We start from the raw sequence: 20,041 nt of genomic DNA, 5'->3' as shown, positions 1-20,041 counted from the left end.
TTTTTGAATGGGTTAATTAGGTTAAAAAAATTGTTAATAATAAAACCAGTAAACTTCATTTAAAAAAGAATAGCAAAACTTTCAATTCCTCTAGAAAGTTTTTACTTCATGCACAGACGTAACACTTTCTATTACGGTTTTACGTCTTGTGTAGAAGCTAAAAAATCAACCGCAAATTCACAGCTTTGAAATCTGTGAATTTGCGGTTGATTTTTTTAATGGTAATTTGAGATATTGTACTATTTGATTTAACAGTATATTTGAGATTAACTAAATACTTCAGATTTATAAAGGCGATACTATTTATGGGTTATAAATCATTTTAGAAATATTATACATCAAACTATGAAAAACTTATGAAAGGATTCGTATTTATAGATAATGAAGAAATTGGTTTTGCTAATTTTAAAAATATTGACGAAAGCATGGGCGTAATCGGTGGTAATTTTTTTGCAAATGAAAACTATACAAAATTTAAAAAAGACATTCAAAAACTTACTAATAAATATAGAAATGCTAATAGTGTCAATTACAATTTTAAAGTTTTATTGAATGGTATTGAGTTAAATCCATTTGGAGGAATTTCATTTGTTGACTCAGAAGAATTTAACGAAATGTATTTAGATGTGGCAGGACTTGATGGAAATATAATTGAAAAAATGAAATAGCTAGGCCCAGACAAAGTCTTCGATTTTTGAGGAAGTGGAAATCGGTCTGAAACCGAAAAATAAAACCTCAAAGTCCAAGAATGCACAGCGATAACAGTCGCAAATAATTCATCTCTTTACCCTATGATTATTGGTTATATTCTCACCAATCTAATGTCAATTTCCCTATCCACATAACTCCATTCTTCTGTTTTTCGAAGTGTTTCTAAAAGTTCTTCAAAAGCAGCGGCATCAGCTGGAGCATATTCAAACCAAGTCAAAAAATCAAAAGGCTCACCAATGTCTCTGGAATGAAATAACTTCCTGGCAATTGCAGGCAAATACTTCATACCTATTTGGGTATGTTGGGATTTATTTTCCATTATTTTTCTACGTTCATCTTGCGCTAAATTCCACCATGCTTCCGATTTTCGGATGGGAATAAATGCCGCTAAAGTAGCTTCTGAGCGGCCTAAATCTTCTTGAATAGCAACCAAGTTGTCTTTATCCTCTTTCTCCGTATACCTAAGGTTACTCACAATTCCTTTTAAGGTCCAAATTCCTTTTTTAGATGGAACTAAAGAACTTGAAATCTTTTGTATGTGAGAAACGGACTCGATTGGCTCTCCTTTCAAAGCAATCATTGAAGTTACTTTCCACTCCCCGGCATGATCTCCTATAAAATCAAAAATTGTAGTATTCATATCGATTTATTTTTTATAATTAGTATTTTGGGTTTAAACAGAAATCCCTGAAATGGCTCAATACCTCAGGGATTCTTAAATTAACTAAACAAATTAAACCAAACCAAAAAAATTAACTTTTATATACCATATCCATATCTTCAATGGAGAACTTATCCGTTAACAGATGTAATAATTCATCTCTTAGCTCAATATATTCAGGCATTTTTACTATTTCAATTTTGTTTCGAGGTCTTGGTAAATGAACTTCTACAATCTCCCTAATGGTTGATGCGGGACCATTATTTAATACTACAATTCGATCTGACAAAAACAATGCTTCTTCAATATCATGAGTAATCATAACAATAGTTTTATCTCTATTGTTTAAGTTCCATAATTTCAATACTTCAATTTGCATAGTACCTTTGGTTAAAGCATCCAAAGCACCAAAAGGTTCATCCAACAATAATACTCCCGGGTTGATAGAAAAAGCTCTCGCAATGGCTACTCTTTGTTTCATGCCACCCGATAATTGTCCCGGTAATTTATCTCTATGTTCCAATAAATTGACCATTTTAAGATTATTATCCACAATTTCATGTTTTTCTTTCGTAGAACAATCCATTACTGAATCTACCGCTTGAAAAATATTTTCATGAACTGACATCCAAGGCAAAAGAGAGTAGTTTTGAAAAACGATTCCTCTATCTGGGCCTGGGCCTTTTATTATTTTTCCGTCTAATTCAACCGTTCCTCCTGTGGGAATAAGCATTCCGGCAATGGCATTCATGATGGTTGATTTTCCACAACCGGAGTGACCAATGATAGAGATGATTTCTCCTTTTTTGATGGATAAATTAATATTTGTTACTGCAACATATTTTCCTTTTGGAGTTGGAAACGAAATTTCCAAATCTTTTATTTCTAAATAACTCATAGTCGTATTTTTTAAATTTTATTAAGCTTTATAAGCCACTTTATTTTCGATGAAAGTAAATAATCTGTCAAAAAGCAATCCTACAATACCAATGATGATAATGGCTGATATAACTTTTTCCAAGCTTAATGCATTCCAACTGTCCCAAACAAAGAACCCAATACCCGCTCCACCAGACAACATTTCACCCGCTACAATTACCAACCAAGCTACACTGATACTCAAACGCAACCCTGTAATTATATGAGGCAAACTATACGGAATTAAAATTTTAGTCAAGTATCTCATTTTAGAAAATCCAAATGCCTTTGCTACATTTTTATGATCCTGAGGAATCGACGCCACACCAAAAGAAGTATTAATCAACGTAGACCACAAAGAAGTGATAAAAACAATAAATATGGTTGCCATTCCAGTATCTTTAAAAACCACCAAACCAATAGGAAACCAGGCTAAAGGGGAAACTGGTTTTAAAAGCTGAACAATTGGATAAAAAATTTGTTTACAAACGGTACTGGCTCCCATTAAAATTCCAATTGGAATAGCAATTAATGAACCTAACAAAAACCCCATCAATACTGTTTTTATCGAATTGAATAATTGTAATCCTATTCCTTTATCATTTGGTCCGTAGTCATAAAAAGGATCGCTTAACATTTCTTTCAAAACAGTTAAAGTAGCTATTGGACCAGGTAGTGCATCTTTTGTATAATAACTTAATAAACTCCAGAATCCGCCAAAAACGAACAAACCTACACCTGCCAAAAGCAATGATTTCGATTTTACAAGTAAAGTATTTAATGCTAATTTGAGTTTATAATTTTCTTCTGTGACACTTTTTTTTGTCTCTGTTGAAACATTGATTTCTGAATCTAGTGTATCAATGGTTAGTGTGTTTTTATCAGACATGGTAATAAAATTTAGTTTAATTAAGGTATTTCTAATGTCTCCCCGATCCCGAAACTTCGGGACGGGACTCTCTATAAAGAGAAGGGGTTGAGACGTTGTAATCTATTTTTTAATTTATCTTTTTACAACTTTTAAGTAAGCTGCAGGATTTGATGGGTCAAAAACAGTTTTATCCATAGTAAGAGAAAAAGGTTTCATATCATCATTTGGAACTTTCACTTTCATGCTCTTAGCTACTTCTTCGTACAAATCTTGCAAGATTAATTTATCAGCAATTGCAGCATAATTTGGAGCTTCTTTCAAATATCCGAATCTTACAAACTGTGCCATCGCCCAAATTGCATATGATTTACGAGGATAATTAACCATTCCGCCCTTGTGAAACAACATATAATCTTTAGAATAAACTTGTGTTCCTTGGTTACAACCTAAATTGTAATCTCCCATCAATCTAGCTTCAATTACATCAGCTGGAGCGTTCACATAAGGTGCTCTACCAATAATAGCAGCCGCTTTTTTACGATTAGATGGATTGTCTAACCAGATACAAGCTTCCATTACCGCTTTCATTACTTTTACTAAATCTGCTTTACGTTTTGAGCTGAAATCTTTGTTCACAACCAAAGCTTTTTCAGGATGATCTTTCCAAATATCTTGTGAAGCAATTTGTGTAAATCCTATTCCTTGCTTTACGGCAACACCTCCCCAAGGCTCTCCTACGCAATAACCATCCATGTTTCCAACCTTCATGTTCGCCACCATTTGTGGAGGAGGAATCGTAATAATTTTCACTGCTTTTTGATTCAATCCAGCGATAGACATCCAGTTACGCAACCATAAATCGTGTGTTCCTCCTGGAAAAGTCATGGCAAATGTCACTTCTTTTTCAGCTTTTAACTTGGCCGCAACCACTGGAGTTATTTTATTCATTTGTTTAAAGCCTACTTTTCCACAAAAATCATTAGAAAGTGTAATGGCCTGACCGTTTACATTAAGCATCATGGCAATTTTCATTTCAGATCCAGCTTTACCACCAACTCCTGTGTATACTGAGAACGGCATAGAATACAAACAATGTGCTCCGTCTAATTCTCCTGTTAAAATTTTGTCACGAACATTCGCCCAAGAAGATTCTTTGGTTACAATAACTTCAACTCCGTATTTTTTAAATAACCCTAGTTCTTTTGCCATAACAATTGGCGAACAATCCGTAAGTGGAATGAAACCTAATCGTACAGGATCACTTTGAGCATTTATTGTTGTAAAAGCGGAACTCAATACGGTCAACAAGGTCAACATAACTCTTTTGAAAACCCTTGTTATTTGTTTATTTGAATTTTTCATTTTATTTATTTTTTTAAAATTGAATACTTTAATTTATTTTTTGGCTAAAAAATTAGGTTTGATATTTAGCATTAGATAAGCAAATTGTGGGCTAAGATCTGGTGTTGTAACATTTTTAACCGCTGCTGACGCCATTGAATTAGTAGCTTTCATGAAAGAATATCCAGCTTCAATATTGATCATTTTAGTTAAATTGTATCGTACCATTAAGTCAACCTCAGTCCCTAAATAAGAATCTAATTCTCCTCCAGCTCCATTAGACAAGGTGTTTGCTGCTGCAAAACCATGTATATCAGCAAAAAATGTAAGGTTATCTTTTGCGTTGTATTTCATTTTAAAGAAATAGTTCAATAATCCTTGTTTTCCAAAGCCATTCGCAGCATAGAAATAATCCATACTTCCCCAGAATTTGTGTGGTGTTCCGTATAATGGATCAAAAAGATTGCTTTCTGAAGTTGCGGTTACTGCTTTTGTACCGTCTGTTCCTGATAAATAATCAATTCCAGGACCTACAAATAATTTTCTTCCTACTTGCAAAGTTGATGTTACCGAAGCCAAATTAGCACTTATAGATCTGCCGTCTTTGTCCTTACCCCCTTGATGGTACAAGCTTCCTGTAAGATTGAATTTTCTGGTAACATTAGTGTTGAAATAAAATCCTGTAGTATTGCGACTCCAAACTCCTTCTCCATATACTTTGGTAGTTACAGCCGGTGTTCCAGAAGTAACATTCGTATATTTATTAAAATCATCTTTAAAGAATAGAAACGAGATATCACCAAAGGAAAGTTTCTTTCCTATATAAGCATACTGAAATGATTTGTACATGGTACCAATTCCATTTGTACCAGCGCCATAAGCAGTAGGAACTCCATTATAAACTGTCCCGGCATTAAGTTCTTTGTTTTGGTTAAATGCAGCTCCAACATCAGCAATCCATCCTTTGTTTGCAAATTTGAAAACAATCGCATCATGTCTTCTTCCTTGTTGCAACCAATCTAAACCTCCTAACACTTTTTGGTCATCATAAGAGATTTCTTGACGTCCTATTTTTAAAGATAAATTTTGAATGGTGCTTATCGTGTCATTCAACATAATCTCTCCCCAAGCTTCATGAAGCATGATCCCGTTATTTGCTTCTGTAGTTGTTCTATTTATGGTAGAAGCATCTTGTCCCCATACGCGCACATCTTGTAACGCCATAAATACTTTAAATCTATACCCTGTAAATCCTATATTTAATCTTGCTCTTTGAGAATTGAATAAAGCTGCTTTGTCTGCCTCTTTTTGCAAAGTCCCTTGCCCTGCTCTAAATTCAGTTCTTTCTCTAATTTGTCCTGTTGCGGTAAATTGTGCTTTTGCTTCATTTTGGCTTAATACGGTTAAGGCGATTCCCAAGAAAAAAGATTTCGAAAGATTTACTCTTGAAATTTTTCTTATATTCAAACCTTGAGTACCTAGTAATGTGCTTTTAAACTTTTGCATAATCTTATGTTTTAATTAGTATGAAGCAAATTTACGTAAGTATTAATACTTAGATACTATATAAAAAACAGACTGAAATAACTTTTTAGTACTTAAAAAACCGTAATTAAGGTGGTTTAACTCCTGCTTTTTGACAGATAACAGAAACAAAACCAACAATAGCAAGGCTTAAGCAGTATTAAACACGTAGTAAAAAATACGTATTGTAAAAATTTATCTGGTAAAAATCATGTCAATGGCTTTTAAAAACATAAAAAGCGATTATTTATTCGAATAAAAAAATGGGAGATTTTTGTTCTCCAAAAGGAGAATACCTGTTTGGAAGAAGAAGAAGAAGAAGAAGAAGAAGAAAGAGAGAAAAAGGGAGCGATTTACTCTTGTAACTATTTATGTTCTTTAATTTCTGATTTTAATTTGTCGGTATTAACTAATCCTATTTTCTTACCGACAGTTTTAATGAGTAATTCTTTTTTTAAACTTGAAATAACCCGTATCACTTGCTCATCAGTGGTTCCGGCAAAATCAGCAATTTCTTTTCTGGACAAATCAAGCTCTATTACACCATTCATCTGACCGAATTTTCTATGGATATATAATAAGGTATCAATTACCCTTTCCCTCACATTCATTTGTGCAATTTTACGAATATTATTCTCACTTTTATTCAGCTCTTCCGCATAAAACAGCATTAAATCAAAGGTGAATTCAGGGACATTATGAAGTATTTCCAGCATATCTTCATTACTAAAATTACATAACATAGTATCCTCCAACGCATAAGCACCTATAAGGTAGCGCTTACTGGTACCAAAACCTCTAAAACCGACAGTATCACCATCTTTAGTTAATCTTACGATTTGTTCTCTTCCGTTAATACCTGTTTTTACCGTCTTTACTTTTCCTTTGTAAATAAAGTACAAACCTTGAATTGGCGCGCCTTCAATGATAAATTGCTGTGCTTTTTTACAAGTAAAACTACGTTTTCTGTCAATGTAATTCTTCATTTGTTCTAAATGAATGTGTTTCTTGATAAAACAATTTTCATTTATACAAGTACTACAAGTGGCTAATTCTTCTTTCATACGAAGCTAATATTTGTTTTTTAAAAGAATATGATGTCTCATGGCGATGTCATGGCTAAAATTTAAAATCGTTCACAAAATGATTTGCTACTAAATATTTATTTTACTCAAAAATATAAAATAAAATCCATTTAATACGTATTAATACGTAAAAATACTTATTTTTACACTTTCGTAAGATTGAAACAGATCAATATACTAAGCTTTCATTATTAATAAAGAAATTCAATAATGCAAAATTCAGAAATCAAAACCACGTGTTCCTATTGTGGAGTAGGATGCGGAATTATAGTAACCAATGATTCTAAAAATGGCGTCACCGTTACAGGCGACAAAGACCATCCGGTGAACAGAGGCATGCTTTGTTCGAAAGGGATGAACCTTCATTATGTAGTCAACGATACCTCAGACAGGATTCTTTATCCAGAAATGAGATGGAGTAAGTCCCATCCTATGGAAAGAGTAAGCTGGGATACCGCTTTGGATCGTGCAGCAGCAGTCTTTTCGTCCATAATAAAAAAACATGGTCCTGACAGTGTTGGATTCTATATTTCTGGTCAATGTCTTACGGAAGAATATTATTTGGTAAACAAACTTGTAAAAGGATTTCTGAAAACCAATAATATCGATACCAACTCCCGTTTGTGCATGAGTTCAGCGGTGGCAGGGTACAAAAAAACATTTGGAGAAGATTCTGTACCAATCGCTTACGACGATATTGAACTGGCAGATACCTTTTTGATAACAGGAGCCAATCCTGCCTGGTGTCACCCTATTCTTTTTAGAAGAATCGAACAACACAAGGAAAAAAATCCGAAAACAAAAATCATTGTAATCGATCCTCGAAGAACGGACTCGGCAATAGCTGCCGATTTGCATTTACAAATCATTCCGGGTACTGACATTATTTTATATCATGCTTTGGCCAAAAGGCTAATCGAAAAAGGATATGCCGACAATGATTTCATTAAAAACCACACTGAAAATTTCAAATTATATAAAGATCTAGTACTGTCTAGCTCATTAGAGAAAGCATCTAAACTTTGTGGCGTTCCCTTGAATGACATCAAATTAGCGGCTGACATCATTGGTAAAGCCAAAGGATTTCTTTCGCTTTGGGCAATGGGACTCAATCAAAGTGCTATTGGCGTAGACAAAAATACCGCTTTACTGAACCTTTCTTTATTAACAGGACAAATAGGAAAACCAGGCTCCGGGCCTTTTTCATTGACTGGACAACCTAATGCTATGGGTGGCCGTGAAGTGGGTGGAATGGCTAATTTATTGGCTGTACATAAAGAATTGAATAATCCGGTACATCGTAAAGAAGTAGCAGATTTTTGGGGAGTTGAAGACATATCTGAAAAACCGGGATTAACGGCTACAGAGATGTTTGATGCTTTAGAATCTGGAAAAATGAAAGCGATTTGGGTTATTTGTACCAATCCAATGGTAAGTTTACCAGACTCCCGCAGAGTGGAAAAAGCGCTGGCTAATGCCAAATTTGTGGTGGTTCAGGATATTTCCCATAATGCCGATACGTCAAAATTTGCCGATTTATTATTGCCGGCAGCAGGTTGGTTAGAGAAAGAAGGAACAATGACCAATTCTGAAAGACGAATTTCTTATTTGCCGAAAGGTATCAATGCACCGGGAGAAGCATTACCGGATGTGGAAATTCTGACTCGTTTTGCTAAAAAAATGAATTTCACCGGTTTCAATTTCAACAGTACTGAAGATATTTATAAGGAACATTGTCTAATGACAAAAAATACCAATATCGACATTTCCTTTTTAAATTACAATCGTCTAAAAAATGAAGGTACTTTTCAATGGCCTGTTCCTGATTATGGACATCCTGGAACACCCCGTTTATTTACCGATAAAAAATTCTATACGCCTTCACAAAAAGCGATTTTTAATATTCCTACGGCTATTGAAAATACTTCGGAACAACCTAATGATACCTTTCCGTTCGTTCTTACTACGGGCCGCATAAGAGACCAATGGCACACAATGACTAAAACGGGTAAAGTAGCTCGATTGATGACGCATATTCCGAGTCCTGTGCTTGAAATAAATCCTATTGATGCCTATAAAGCATCCATAAATAATGGAGATATTGTGGTAGTGACCAGTAAAAATGGAACTGTTCGTGTAAAAGCCAAAGTTTCTGATACCATTAGAGAAGGAGTACTATTCTTGCCGATGCATTGGGGAAAACAGTTGGAAAATGACTTGAACAGAACCAATAATTTGACTAATACTCTTGTAGATCCTGTATCGAAAGAGCCTGACTTTAAATTCACAACTGTCTCGGTTGCCAAATATGTAAAACCTTTCGAGAAAATCGCGGTAGTAGGTGCTGGAGCTGCTGCTTTTCGATTCATTCAAAACTACAGGGAAATCAATACTTCTGATGAAATTATTGTTTTTTCAAATGAAGAAAATCCATTTTACAACAGGGTTTTACTACCGGAATACGTAACGGCGGAACTTTCTTGGGAACAGCTTTTGAAAATAAAAGATGAAGCTTTAAGTAAGCTAAATATCACTATGAAATCAGGTGTTTCAATTGATAACATCAATACCAAAGAAAATATAATTCTAGATAGTGACGGTATTACCCATTCTTTTGATTCCTTAATATTAGCAACCGGAAGCCGACCTTTTATTCCTGAAAATGCACAATTGCATTTGCCGGGACGATTCACAATCAGAAAAAAAGAAGATGCAGACCGATTAAAAAACTATCTGGATAACACTAAATTAGTTCCCGAAGAACAACATGTAGTTATCGTAGGTGGTGGATTATTAGGATTAGAATTGGCCGCAGCCTTAAAACATAAAAAAGTAAAAATTACAATAATTCAAAGGGCTTCCCGATTAATGGAACGTCAATTGGACCGAATTTCGAGTAAATTACTTGCCGAAGAAGTACAACTTCGTGACATTCAAATTTATTTTGATAATGAAGTCAGCACAGTATTCGAAACAGAGAATCCAAATGAAATAGAAATCGCACTGAAAAGTGGTCGAATTATAACTGCAAATGCTATCGTTTACACCATTGGTACTATTCCAAATATTGAATTAGCCAAAGAATCAGGAATATCCTGCGGACGTGGTGTAAAAGTAAATCAGTATTTACAATCATCGAATCCAAATATATTTGCCATTGGTGAAATAGCAGAATTCAACAATCAATTATTCGGAATTACTTCAGCAGCCGAAGAACAAGCTGATGTATTGGCTAATTTTATGGCCGGCGATATCAGCAGTTTTTATAAAGGTTCCGTTTTAATGAATATCTTGAAACTGGAAGACATTAATTTATGTAGTATTGGTGAAATAGAAATCCCGGACAATGACGATTCTTACGAAGAAATTGTGTTTGCTGATTTAGGAAAAAGATACTATAAAAAATGTATCGTCAAAAACGACTTGTTAGTAGGTGCTATTTTGATGGGTGATAAAAATGAGTTTGCCGAATTCAAAACGATGATTGAAAGCAAAATCGAATTATCTGATAAAAGAAATACGTTACTAAGAGGAAGTTCGAATACAAAACCAGTTTTAGGAAAACTTGTTTGTTCCTGTAGCCAAGTAGGAAGCGGAAATATTGAAGAAGCCATAAAGGGAGGCGTAACTAACTTTACCGAATTATGCAAAACCACAGGTGCAGGATTAGGTTGTGGAAGTTGCAAAACCGAAGTAAAAGAAATCTTATCAAAATGTAAATAATTGTTAGCAGTATTTCGTAATCAGTTAACCGCTGAATACTAAAAACTGTAAACTGAACACTAAAAAATATGGAATTGACAAGACTAATAGTAAAAGGAGGCGTGATTTCACCAGGTGAATTACGAGTAATTGTAAATATGGCTTTGGAACAAGGACTGGATGCAATCTCCTTTGGTTCTCGACAAGATATTATATTTCCTAAAGGTTTTACTCCTATTGAGAAAGAAAAAACAGGGAAGAACTATTTTGTTTATCCCAATGAAAAAAGCGGAAATAACATTGTTTCTTCCTATGTATCCACCGATATTTTTAGAAATACACCTTGGCTGACGGGAAATAAGTTTTTATATATTTTAGAGCAATTTAAAGAGCAACCCAAGCTAAAAGTAAATATCACCGATCCAAAACAACAGTTAGTTCCTTTATTTACAGGGCACGTCAACTTTATTGCTTCGGATCATGAAGATTATTGGTTTCTATATATCCGTTTGCCAAAATGGGATAAAATGGAAATGTATCCCGTACTGATTTACAGTTGGAATATCTCCGAAATATATTATGCCATTGAAAAAATACTCGAAGAAGAACCAGATTCTGTGGACATGATTTTTCAATTGGTCAGCGATGCTTTGGACACTAATAACAGAACCATTGACAAACCGTTAAACATTCCTTTCTATCCATTTCCTTATTATGAAGGAATGAATCGATTGGGAATTGATCAATATTGGTTGGGATTGTATTGGAGAAATAATCTATACGATTTAGAGTTTTTGAAAGAAATGTGCGATTTATGTTTTGATTGCAAAATTGGTAAAATATGCATCACGCCATGGAAATCCTTCATTGTAAAAGGGATTCCAAAGGAACGAAAATTAGATTGGGAAAAATTCTTGGGTAAAAAAGGGATTAACGTTCGTCACTCGCTATTGGAACTGAACTGGCATTTACCGGTTGCGATGGAATGGGCTTTAAATCTTAAAACTTTTCTGGTTCGAACGCTGGATCAATTTGACATCAGTACCTATGGACTTACTTTTGGTATATCCGAATACAATCGTGAAGGACATTATTTCACTTCGATTGTAGTCGAAAAAAATGAATTACCAAAAGACTTAGAATCCATCAAAATTAGAGATACGTATAATGTTTTGTATGCCAAAAATTTTGATCCAAATACCAAAGAATATATTGTTCATGCACAAGATGTCGACAAACTGGAGCTACCAACCATTTTGATTGAATTGAGTAGAAAATATTTTGAAGATTTAGGAAATTTAGTTGTTGAAGTAAGCAAAACAGCCACCAAAAAAGAGAAAGCAGCACAAGATATTCATCAGTGTCCCGAATGTTTGACTTTATACAATTCAGAATACGGCGATATTACTCAAGGAATTGAAAAAGGGACTTTATTTAAAGACTTACCTGAAGACTATTGCTGTTCTTTATGTGGATCTCCAAAAATAAATTTTATCGTATTGACAGGAGAAAAACTGAATACTATATAAAAAAGTCTTTTCCAAATATAAATAACACATCAAATGAACACGACTTTCAAAACGGTAAGCTCATCACACATCACTATTTCCGAATTAATGCTGCCTTCACACACTAATTTTAGTGGCAAAATACATGGAGGTTATATATTATCATTACTCGATCAAATTGCTTTTGCCTGTGCTTCAAAATTTTCCGGAAATTATTGCGTAACTGCTTCTGTAGATACCGTGAATTTCTTAAAACCTATTGAAGTGGGTGAATTGGTAACCATGAAAGCCAGCGTAAATTACGTAGGAAGCAGCTCCATGATTGTGGGTATTCGTGTGGAATCAGAAAACATTCAGACAGGAACCGTTAATCATTGTAATTCGTCCTATTTTACAATGGTTTCCAAAGACAAAGACGGAAAAAAAGCAGCCGTTCCCGGATTACTTCTTACTAATCTAAAAGAAGTGAGTCGGTTCCAAAATTGTGTAAAACAAATCGCTTTGAAAAAAGAAAGAGAATACCAAAAGAGTATTGCAACTTTTGGATCTATAGAAAGTATTTTGAGTTTAAATCAATATAATGTGAAGGTGGAGTTGCAGTACTAATTAAATTTAGGGCTAAAAGTAAAATAGTACCGTTTTTAAGTACCAAATCAATTGTGGCAACTTTACTCCACACGTTATTATTTATTATTTCTAAAAAAACAGTTCTAGTAACGAATTTTACATTTTGTTTATAGGGCAACTATTTATCCTCCTTATTATAACTAGCCCTATTAAATTATTTTGTGTGCTTAAATAATTATTTCGTTACATCAATTTATTGCATTATCACTGACAATAAACTTGCGCCCCATTATTCTATCAAAAAAGTCAACATCAATATACAGATGTTCTCATCCCCTTTTTGATCCCCCATTATTCCATCAGTTGGCTGCTTAACGAATTTTAGAAAAGAACTATAGTTTTTATCTATTGAATATAAATATCAACACTGATTTTTATATGTAAATTCGTTATCTAGAAAATAAAAACATTTACAATATGGAAAATAATACAAACCCAATCGCATCTTCTTACAATGTGAACACTGAAAGCAAATGCCCATTTAATCATGGTGCAAGTGTTGGTACTCCGGCAAAGCAAGCTTCTGGTTCTGCTCCGGCAAATCGGGAATGGTGGCCAAATCAATTGAAATTAAACATCTTGCGTCAACACGGTGCATCCTCTAACCCAATGGGAGAAACCTTCAACTATGCGGAAGAGTTCAAATCTTTAGATTTTGCTGCCTTGAAGCAAGACATCATGGAGTTAATGACTACTTCACAAGACTGGTGGCCAGCCGATTTTGGGTTTTATGGAGGTCTGTTCATCCGAATGGCTTGGCACAGCGCAGGAACGTATCGCATCGCTGACGGACGTGGTGGTTCTGGAGCTGGAACGCAACGTTTTGCACCGCTAAACAGTTGGCCAGACAATGCCAATTTAGATAAGGCGCGTTTGTTACTATGGCCTATCAAACAAAAATACGGCAGAAAAATTTCGTGGGCTGATTTATTGATTTTAACAGGTAACTGTGCTTTGGAATCGGCAGGTTTCGAGACTTTTGGTTTCGCTGGCGGACGTGAAGATGTATGGGAACCAAACGAAGATATCTATTGGGGTTCTGAGCGGGAGTGGTTAGGAGACAATCGTTACAATGGAGAACGGGAATTAGAACAACCTCTTGCTGCCGTTCAAATGGGATTAATTTATGTAAATCCGGAAGGACCTAACGGAAACCCAGATCCAGTACTAGCAGCGCATGATATTCGGGAAACTTTTGCCCGTATGGCAATGAATGATGAAGAAACCGTTGCATTAAGTGCCGGTGGACACACCTTGGGTAAAACCCATGGCGCTGCAGACCCAGAGAAATATGTTACTGCAGAACCTGCAGGAGCAAGTATCGAAGAACAAAGTCAAGGTTGGAAAAACAGCTTTGGTACAGGTAATGCAGGTCATACAATTACTAGTGGTTTAGAGGGCGCATGGACTACCACTCCATCTAAATGGAGCAATAACTATTTAGAAAATTTATTTGGTTTTGAATGGGAATTAACTAAAAGTCCGGCGGGTGCACACCAATGGAGACCAAAAGATGGTGCAGGAGCTGGTTTAGTGCCAGATGCTCATGATCCTTCCAAAAGTCACCAACCATTTATGTTGACGACAGACCTTTCCCTGCGATTTGATCCTGCTTATGAAAAAATAGCAAGACGTTTCTTAGAGAATCCAGCCGAATTCAATGATGCATTTGCAAGAGCATGGTTCAAGCTTACGCACCGTGATATGGGCCCAAAAACACGCTATTTAGGACCAGAAGTTCCTGCTGAAGAATTAATCTGGCAAGATCCTATTCCTGTAAACACACACCCATTAATTGACAACCAAGACATTGACTTCCTAAAAGTAACCATTTTGGCTTCTGGATTATCAGTTTCTCAATTGGTTTCTACGGCATGGGCTTCTGCATCAACGTTCCGTGGTTCTGATAAACGTGGTGGAGCAAACGGTGCCCGTATTCGTCTGGAACCTCAAAAAGATTGGAAAGTAAATAATCCTTCCCAATTAGAGCAAGTTTTAGAAACACTTGAAAAAATTCAAAAAGAATTCAACAGCGCTAATTTTGGCGGGAAGCAAGTCTCCATTGCTGATTTAATAGTGTTAGGTGGTACTGCGGGAATTGAACAAGCAGCAAAAAATGCGAATCATGAGGTGAAAGTCCCTTTTAGTCCTGGAAGAACAGATGCGTTACAAGAACAAACGGATGTAGCATCATTTGCAGTTCTGGAGCCACAAGCAGATGGTTTCCGTAATTACGTTAAGACAAAATATACGATTTCAGCCGAAGAATTACTTATCGACAAAGCGCAATTATTAACACTATCTGTACCAGAAATGACGGCTCTTGTTGGTGGTATGCGAGTACTGAATACGAACTTTGATCAGTCTCAAACCGGAGTTTTCACAAAACGCCCCGAGGCTTTAACAAACGATTTCTTTGTAAACTTACTTGATTTAGGCACAACTTGGAAAGCAGTTTCAGAATCAGACGACGCCTTTGTGGGTACGGATCGTAAAACAGGTGCAATCAAATGGGTTGGAACACGTGTGGATCTTATTTTTGGTTCGAACACAGAGTTAAGAGCCATTGCCGAAGTGTATGGATGTGTCGATTCGCAAGAAAAATTTGTGAAGGACTTTATTGCAGCGTGGACTAAGGTGATGAACCTGGACCGTTTCGATCTAGCCTAATTACAGCCTTATAATATAGTATTAAGGTGGTCTGGCAACAGGCCACCTTTTTTATTTTCCTTTTGATCTGGTTTTTCCTATTTTAACCTAAATTCCTTTTTGCTTCTGTTTTTTAGTACAACATAAAATAATAAAAATTCGCTCTCTGTCCGTATTCTCCTTATCCTTTTTATGGTATCGTGACCGACAAAGGAGAAATCTAAAACCAAATACGATATCGTTATTTTTTTTGAATTTTAGTTTCAAGGCACAAGCAGAAAGTTCCTGTAAACTGGGCGGTTATCTTTAGGAGCAGAGTCACTGGAGTTTTCAAGAACGAAACCTCCTGCTGTTCGCTGTATCTCTTCGCTACGCTTCGAGGATGCCGCTATCATCAGGGCTAAGAATCACGAACTTTTTTCATAATACCGTTTCCACAATCTAGTCCCTGCGAGGAACGTAGCAATCGCACTACAATATTTCCTCAAAAAAAAAATAATTCAGTTTGACTAGAAAAATACCAGAAGCTAGCGCGAGCGTCACGCTCGTGCCCATAATCAAATTCTATTCTCTTTTTTTTCGCAATAATTTAATGATTTAATTATGTTTCCAAAATATAAATCCTTTGTGGGCACGAGCGTGACGCTCGCGCTAGCTGGGGGAAGTTCGAGTTTTGGAAATGTTCTATAAAGTTCCTTATAAACTAAATTATTAAGATATTTATAAAATGATTTTTTTATTGCAAATCCTTTTCCATTCAGTTTGGTTTTGTCTACTATTACTGCGTAAATTGTTATATCTAGTTTAGCAATGTCAGCTAAAACTCTTTTTCTCCTTGAATAATTTTGGGCAACACCACTTGATTTCATTTCGCCAGTTTGAAAACCATGTTGTTTTCTAATCGAATCAATATCATTTCGAAGTTTTTCTAAATTCTCATTTTTACAAATTATTGTTGCAACGATAAAATGTGTCCCTTGACTTTCAAAATCAAAAGAATTATTCCCAAATTCGTCTGCAAATGCAGTAATATTTTGTTGCATTTTGTTTTTTTTTAAATGAGGTATAACGTTTATTCGCTTGGCGATGTGGCGGATTAAGTAAGCCTGGACTTTCGGTTAACAATTATTTTTACAAGTACAAAACCATCTTTAAAATAAGCCTAAATCCGCCATATTGCCAAAGGTCATACCTAGTTATTCTATTTCAATGTCAAGCCTATTTTTAAAATGGTCTTTCCAAAATTTGATTACTATTTCAATTTCATCGACAAAATATAAAATAGTTCCATCCTCCATTTCTATTTCAAGACTTATTTGATCAAATTCTCTACTAAAAGCATTAGAAAATGGACCTTCGTGTCTTAAAGTTGTCTTTATTGAGGCCTTTGGCCTAGAAACTTTTGAATGTTTTGAACCATTAGCAATATCATGCATAATCTTTAGTGATCCACATTCAGGATAAAGTGTTTCTCTAAAATCTCCAATAGAAGACATTAAATGGACATCTTTGTATTCTTCAAAAACCCAATCAACCAAATGCCACGCATTAGTACATAGTTCAGTTGCTTTAACTGATGATGTGTCATCTTTTTTAAATTCTTCGTATTGTAAAAGCAAATCCTTTAATCTATCTTTTGAGTTCTTATCTTCAAATGTGTACATAGTTTCTTTATAATTAGGAATAACTAGCATATAGTACTGACGTTATTATACTTATCATCCTAAATCGGTTAGGTAGCACTGATAATCGTCAGACATTACTTCTTTCAAATGTAGTATTTAATTACCGAAAAATCTGATAAATCAGTTTTGATAATTAACTTATTTTCAAAAATAATTCCTTCTTAATAGTAAACTTTACGGGAAACCGCATTCACGGTTTTTTCCACAAATGCCCTAGCCCCGGTAGCAGTGAAAACCCCATGCAGGTAGAGAACCACTTTTTCTGGTGGTGGCAGAGCGAATCCCGACACTTCGGGAGAAGCTCCTGCCAGCGCTAAGAAAAAGGGTTTGAGACCAAATGGGTTGTAACGAATCACGGACCCGAGTGAAACGAACAGACGAAGTAAATAGCTCCTTAATTAACCCCCAATAGCAATCATGCTACGGTTGTCTTGATTCAAAGCGGGATTGTTTACCTGCTCGATAGTAGTCATTCCTGCTCGAACTTTCTTTTTGTTTTTGATGGCAAAAGCAATCAAGTCTTCTATCGCTTCGCCATTTCTGAAAGGCGTCAGTAAATCTGTTTCGGAGTTAGAGAACAGACAGTTTTTGATTTTCCCATTGGCCGTAAGGCGAATTCTGTTGCAACCGTCACAAAAAGGATTGGTTATCGAACTGATAATCCCAAAACTTCCCATGTAGTTTTTTATTTTGAATTCTCTGGCAGTAAAGTTTTTATCGTCTTCTAATTTCTCTACATGGGTTTCCGGGAAATGATGTTGCACCTGATCCAGAATCTCTTTTTGAGAAACCATTTTGCTCTTGTCCCACTCATTTCCTGCAAAAGGCATGAATTCTATAAACCGAATCGAAATGGGTAAAAACTCGGTGAGTTTAATAAAATCAATGATTTCATCGTCATTGAATCCTTTAATCAAAACCACATTTACTTTGATTTTGAAATCATTGTTCAACAATAAATGCAGATTATCGATTACACTCTGAAACTGGTTTCTAAGCGTAATCGAATGAAATTTGGAAGCCACTAAAGTATCTAAACTCAAGTTGATTTTCTTGACGTTAAACTGCTTTAGAACGTCTATATGCTTATTAATCAGAATTCCGTTTGTAGTGATGGAAATCTCGGTTTGAAGCGAAGCCAGTTTGGCTATAATTTCAGGAAAATCTTTTCGTAACAGCGGTTCTCCGCCGGTAAGTCTTATTTTGTCAACACCATTAGTGACGAAGGTTTGGGCGATGGCGTGAATTTCGTCAGCCGTCATCAGGCTCGCTTTTGGACTTAATACAATTCCATCGGCTGGCATGCAATAGGTACAACGCAAATTGCATTTCTCAATTAAGGAAATACGCAAATAGTTGTGTTTACGTCCAAAATCATCCGTTAAAACAGTATTATTTGGTGTCATGATTTTTGCCTTTTAAAATATGAAAAACATGCAGCACATGAGGAAATATGGCATCCATGGATTCCTTTGCGCCATTGGTTGAACCCGGCAAAGCCAGTACCAACGAATTTCCTAAAGTTCCTGCAACGGTTCTGGAAAGCATCGAATACGGCATCCGCTGTTGCCCATAACTGCGTATGGCTTCCTCAATTCCCGGAATTCTGGTTTCTAATAACGGTTCCAATGCTTGCGGCGTAACGTCTCTTGGCGAAAGCCCGGTTCCACCGGTAAAAATGACCAATTGATTTTCTTTTGCGAAAGCTTTAGTTCGCTCCTGAATCACATCAATTTCATCCGGTATGATTTCGTAATGCGTCGTTTCGACTCCGCAAACTTCCAGTTTTTCGACAATTATTTTACCCGAACGATCTTGCTTGTCTCCAGCAAAAATAGAATCGGAACAAACGAAAACTGCCGCTTTAATTGCGGATGGAAATCTATTTTTGAAAGACGATTTTCCGCCTTCTTTACTGATTAATTTAATGGTTGAAATCTCGATATTTTTGTCAATTGGTTTGAGCATATCATACATCGTAAGCGCCACAATGGAGGCACCGTGCATCGCCTCGACCTCAACTCCGGTTTTGTAAACCGTTTTCACGTTGAAAATAATATCAATGCTCAATGCGTTGATTTGATATTCCACCGATGTAAATTCAATAGGGATAGGATGGCAATCCGGAATGGATAAATGCGTGTTTTTCACTGCAAATAAACCCGCCGTTTTGGCCATTTCTAGTACGTTTCCTTTAGGAACCAGATTATTTACAACGGCATCAATAGTGGCTTGAAGACTCACAATTACTGTTGCCTTTGCTGTTGCGGTTCGGAGCGTACTTATTTTATGTGTGATATCAACCATTTATAACGTGTTTTTCTTCCAGGTAAAAGTACTGTTTTCAAATATTTCTTTACCAAAAATAGGTACGTCTGTTTTAATCCAATTCACGATCGTTTCCGTGGCTTCATACACTTGCTTTCTTCTGGTTGCCGAAACAAAGACAAACAAACAGATTTCTCCCGCTTTAACCACGCCCAAACTGTGATAAATATGCATGCAAATCAAATCGAATTGCGCGAACGCTTTCTCTCTAATCACGTTCAGTGCTTCGTAAGCCATTTCTTCGTAAGCGGTGTAATCAATTGCAGCTACGGTTTGACCATCAATTTCATCGGCTCTGACTTGACCCAAAAAAATATTGTGCGCACCAATAGTGGTTTTCGATTGGTGTTTCTCAATCGACTGCCCAATAAATTCCGAAGAAATTGGTCCCTGAATGAAAACAGTTTTCTTACTCATGATCTTTATTTTTA

Annotated in this window: 16 protein-coding genes; 5 read left to right on the top strand and 11 right to left on the bottom strand. The window is 35.7% G+C overall.

Annotated elements, in window-relative coordinates; translation table 11 throughout:
- Positions 1-356: 356 nt before the first annotated feature.
- The gene (locus ACM55M_RS12780) at positions 357-668 is read left to right on the top strand and encodes a hypothetical protein (protein WP_416858055.1); all 312 of its coding nucleotides are present in this window, start codon (positions 357-359) and stop codon (positions 666-668) included.
- Between the two features lie 134 nt (positions 669-802).
- Here ACM55M_RS12780 and ACM55M_RS12775 read toward each other — a convergent pair whose 3' ends face one another.
- The 6 genes from ACM55M_RS12775 to ACM55M_RS12750 form a co-directional block, all read right to left on the bottom strand.
- Positions 803-1,351, bottom strand: coding sequence for a chlorite dismutase family protein (locus ACM55M_RS12775; protein WP_416858054.1), 549 nt, complete (start codon positions 1,349-1,351; stop codon positions 803-805).
- 112 nt (positions 1,352-1,463) lie between these two features.
- A complete protein-coding gene (locus ACM55M_RS12770) occupies positions 1,464-2,270 on the bottom strand; it encodes an ABC transporter ATP-binding protein (protein WP_416858053.1) in 807 nt (268 codons plus the stop codon).
- 21 nt (positions 2,271-2,291) lie between these two features.
- A complete protein-coding gene (gene ntrB / locus ACM55M_RS12765; RefSeq protein ID WP_416850555.1) occupies positions 2,292-3,179 on the bottom strand; it encodes a nitrate ABC transporter permease in 888 nt (295 codons plus the stop codon).
- Positions 3,180-3,293: 114 nt separating this feature from the next.
- Complete coding sequence (locus ACM55M_RS12760) at positions 3,294-4,523, bottom strand: CmpA/NrtA family ABC transporter substrate-binding protein (protein WP_416858052.1); 1,230 nt, start codon at positions 4,521-4,523, stop codon at positions 3,294-3,296.
- A 33-nt stretch (positions 4,524-4,556) separates the two neighbouring features.
- Entirely contained in the window at positions 4,557-6,008 is a 1,452-nt protein-coding gene (locus tag ACM55M_RS12755; protein ID WP_416858051.1) for an alginate export family protein, read from the bottom strand.
- A gap of 383 nt (positions 6,009-6,391) precedes the next feature.
- Complete coding sequence (locus ACM55M_RS12750) at positions 6,392-7,090, bottom strand: Crp/Fnr family transcriptional regulator (RefSeq protein WP_416858050.1); 699 nt, start codon at positions 7,088-7,090, stop codon at positions 6,392-6,394.
- Positions 7,091-7,321: 231 nt separating this feature from the next.
- Between ACM55M_RS12750 and ACM55M_RS12745 the strand changes: the two genes are divergently transcribed.
- The 4 genes from ACM55M_RS12745 (at position 7,322) to katG (ending at position 15,618) form a co-directional block, all read left to right on the top strand.
- The gene (locus tag ACM55M_RS12745) at positions 7,322-10,834 is read left to right on the top strand and encodes a molybdopterin-dependent oxidoreductase (protein WP_416858049.1); all 3,513 of its coding nucleotides are present in this window, start codon (positions 7,322-7,324) and stop codon (positions 10,832-10,834) included.
- 68 nt (positions 10,835-10,902) lie between these two features.
- On the top strand, positions 10,903-12,342 hold the full coding sequence (locus ACM55M_RS12740; protein ID WP_416858048.1) for a rubredoxin: 1,440 nt from the start codon (positions 10,903-10,905) through the stop codon (positions 12,340-12,342).
- Between the two features lie 33 nt (positions 12,343-12,375).
- Positions 12,376-12,927 (top strand): acyl-CoA thioesterase, encoded by a 552-nt coding sequence (locus ACM55M_RS12735; RefSeq protein WP_416858047.1) that lies wholly within the window; start codon positions 12,376-12,378, stop codon positions 12,925-12,927.
- A gap of 438 nt (positions 12,928-13,365) precedes the next feature.
- Positions 13,366-15,618, top strand: coding sequence for a catalase/peroxidase HPI (gene katG / locus ACM55M_RS12730; RefSeq protein WP_416858046.1), 2,253 nt, complete (start codon positions 13,366-13,368; stop codon positions 15,616-15,618).
- A 536-nt stretch (positions 15,619-16,154) separates the two neighbouring features.
- Here katG and ACM55M_RS12725 read toward each other — a convergent pair.
- From ACM55M_RS12725 to ACM55M_RS12705, 5 genes are all read right to left on the bottom strand, one after another.
- Entirely contained in the window at positions 16,155-16,640 is a 486-nt protein-coding gene (locus ACM55M_RS12725) for a DUF3800 domain-containing protein (protein ID WP_416858045.1), read from the bottom strand.
- 153 nt (positions 16,641-16,793) lie between these two features.
- Positions 16,794-17,261 (bottom strand): hypothetical protein, encoded by a 468-nt coding sequence (locus ACM55M_RS12720; RefSeq protein ID WP_416858044.1) that lies wholly within the window; start codon positions 17,259-17,261, stop codon positions 16,794-16,796.
- Between the two features lie 419 nt (positions 17,262-17,680).
- On the bottom strand, positions 17,681-18,688 hold the full coding sequence (gene moaA, locus ACM55M_RS12715) for a GTP 3',8-cyclase MoaA (RefSeq protein WP_416858043.1): 1,008 nt from the start codon (positions 18,686-18,688) through the stop codon (positions 17,681-17,683).
- Complete coding sequence (gene moaCB / locus ACM55M_RS12710; RefSeq protein ID WP_416858042.1) at positions 18,675-19,589, bottom strand: bifunctional molybdenum cofactor biosynthesis protein MoaC/MoaB; 915 nt, start codon at positions 19,587-19,589, stop codon at positions 18,675-18,677. Before moaCB ends, moaA begins: the two co-directional genes overlap by 14 nt.
- Positions 19,590-20,027: a molybdenum cofactor biosynthesis protein MoaE gene (locus ACM55M_RS12705; protein WP_416858041.1), complete on the bottom strand. Its 438-nt coding sequence runs from the start codon at positions 20,025-20,027 to the stop codon at positions 19,590-19,592.
- Between the last annotated feature and the right edge of the window lie 14 nt (positions 20,028-20,041).

It is taken from the genome of Flavobacterium galactosi (genome assembly GCF_048158585.1).
Classification (GTDB): Bacteria; Bacteroidota; Bacteroidia; order Flavobacteriales; family Flavobacteriaceae; genus Flavobacterium; species Flavobacterium galactosi.
This window is presented reverse-complemented; position numbering and strand designations above follow the sequence as displayed.